At 52.3% G+C, this 2,108-nt stretch carries 3 protein-coding genes and 1 pseudogene; 3 read left to right on the top strand and 1 reads right to left on the bottom strand.

Features of this window, described 5'->3' with window-relative positions; translation table 11 throughout:
• The coding region (locus tag VIN66_RS13995) for a glutaminase (protein ID WP_331924555.1) at positions 1-386 on the bottom strand (386 nt) is incomplete at its 3' end.
• Positions 387-544: 158 nt separating this feature from the next.
• Here VIN66_RS13995 and VIN66_RS13990 point away from each other — a divergent pair.
• The 3 genes and pseudogenes from VIN66_RS13990 to VIN66_RS13980 form a co-directional block, all read left to right on the top strand.
• Positions 545-1,234 carry a hypothetical protein gene (locus VIN66_RS13990; RefSeq protein WP_331924554.1) on the top strand — a complete coding sequence of 230 codons (690 nt, stop codon included), beginning with the start codon at positions 545-547 and terminating at the stop codon, positions 1,232-1,234.
• Positions 1,235-1,409: 175 nt separating this feature from the next.
• Positions 1,410-1,631 carry a hypothetical protein gene (locus VIN66_RS13985; protein ID WP_331924553.1) on the top strand — a complete coding sequence of 74 codons (222 nt, stop codon included), beginning with the start codon at positions 1,410-1,412 and terminating at the stop codon, positions 1,629-1,631.
• Between the two features lie 105 nt (positions 1,632-1,736).
• Positions 1,737-2,108, top strand: a pseudogene (locus VIN66_RS13980) (PepSY domain-containing protein); the annotation flags it as partial.

Here is a 2,108-nt window from a genome sequence, read left to right as displayed (position 1 = left end):
CTGACCAGCACATCTGCTACCAAAATGGCGCCGGCGTTAATCACCGGGTTGCGCGGTATACCTTTTTCCCATTCCAACTGCACAATTGAATTAAACGGCTGGCCGGAAGGTTCCATATTTACCCGCTGCCATAACTCATCGCCCAGCCGGTTCATCGCCATCACCAGACCAAATATTTTAGAGATGCTCTGCAGCGAGAAATTCTGCTCAGCCGCGCCAGCACTGAATACCTGACCATCCAATGTTGCCACCGCCACCGCCGCCTGCCGGCCATCTACCTGTGCCAGTGCAGGAATATAATCTGCCACCTTGCCCTGCGTGTATAGCGGCTGGCACTGCGCCAGCATCTGTTGCAGTGTGGTAGTTAAATCAATACTGGGTGTCATTGGCAAATGTCTCCGGCTTAGGCTGTGCTGGCGGTTAACGCGGCGCAGTATGGCATAAAAATAACACTTAACTTCAATTTGGTTGCAATCAGTTACACTTCGGCGCTAGCTGCGACGTTAAGCTTTCTGCAGTACCCGCAATGAAGGAAACCTGCAGCATGAACATACCGGCGCTAGCGCTGCTGACCAGCAGCCTGCTATTACTAAGTGGTTGTGAATTAGATACCGGCACTTCACCGGCCCACTACTACGATTTTCGCCAGGGCAACCAGCAGTGGCAGGCAGGCTTTTCAGATTACCCTACCGACAACGCCACTATTTATGAGCTGCAAAGCGGCGTGCGCAACCTGCCAACCGGCTTTACCGGCCAGGGCTTTTACCTGCAGGGCATGAACCGCAGCGATGATTTGTTTATGTATATCAAACGCAAAATTACCGGGCTGGAACCGGCAACCCGTTATCAGTTGTCGGTATCCGTACGGTTTCTGACCGACGCCGCCTCCGATTGCATGGGCGTCGGTGGTGCCCCGGGCGAGTCAGTCTATCTGAAATTCGGCTATGCCAGCCAGGAGCCGCAACAGTCGGGTTACTACCTGAATGTGGACAAAGGCAATCAAAGCCAGGATGGCAGTAATGCCCGTGTCATAGGTAACATTGCCTCTGGCGAAATCAGCTGTGATGGCGATAAGTTTGCCAGCAAAATTGTCAGCGGCTCCGGCAATACCCCGTTGCAATTTACCAGCAACGCCGATGGCAGCATCTGGGTATTTCTCGGCACCGATTCAGGCTTTGAAGGCTTAACCCGGTTGTATTACCGCGAACTGGAGCTGCGCTTTACGCCGCTCTGACAGCTATAGCCATTTTTTTACCAACTAATGGTTAAAAACACTAACATCTTGGCGCCGGCACACAAACCGGCGCCAGAGTAAAGCGCAAGATATTGATTTAATGTAATAAAAAATCTGGCATAACATTTGATGGTTTTAAGCAAACGCACAGGGCGTAGCTTAAAAGGAACCCGTTATGAACAGAACCGTCGCCATCATCTTAGTTATTGCTTTAGGCCTTTACTGCTTTCCCAGCTTGATTGGTGCCGTTGCCACAGCGTTTGGCGTGGCCATCGGTATTGCCGCTACCTTGTTTGGCGTTGGCGTATCGCTGGTATTTAGCCTGCTGCCTTACATTATTCTGGCGTATCTGGTCTGGTGGCTGGTACGTGATAACCGTCGCAGCCACCACGGTTAAGCGTTAAACCTCTGATCACGCCACCGGCTGCGGCAATTTGCCACTTTACAGCGGTGGCGTTTTTCTGTTTTGATAGCCCATCCGCCATCTGCTGAAAAACATTGCATGTTAAAACTGTGCCGTACCCTGCATAACTGGCTGGGGCTTATTCTGGTAGTACAAATTACGCTGTGGTTTCTAAGTGGCCTGGTAATGGCCATTTTACCGATTGAACAGGTGCGCGGCGAACACCTGCGCCAAACGGCAGCAGTGCAATGGCAGCAGGCGGTTGTCAGCCCGCAACAGATACTGCAGCAACACAGTACAGACGCCCGCCTCAGTTTAAGCCAGCGCCTGGCCTGGCAAAACAAGCAATTACAGGCGACACCGGTTTATCTGGTGGATGATGGCAGCAGCCTGACGCGTTACAGTGCGCTGGATGGTAAGGCGCTTGAAAGTTTATCAGAGCAGGAGATCCGCCAGCTGGCCCTGGCGCAG

The sequence above is a fragment of the Rheinheimera sp. genome, from assembly GCF_036568245.1.
Classification (GTDB): Bacteria; Pseudomonadota; Gammaproteobacteria; order Enterobacterales; family Alteromonadaceae; genus Alishewanella.
Note: the sequence above shows the minus strand (reverse complement) of the source record. Positions and strands in the feature narration are given on the sequence as shown.

Bases quoted from the DNA above. Each gene is read 5' to 3' on its own strand.
- VIN66_RS13985 (WP_331924553.1), top strand. From the start codon at position 1,410: ATGAACAGAACCGTCGCCATCATCTTAGTTATTGCTTTAGGCCTTTAC.
- VIN66_RS13990 (WP_331924554.1), top strand. From the start codon at position 545: ATGAACATACCGGCGCTAGCGCTGCTGACCAGCAGCCTGCTATTACTA.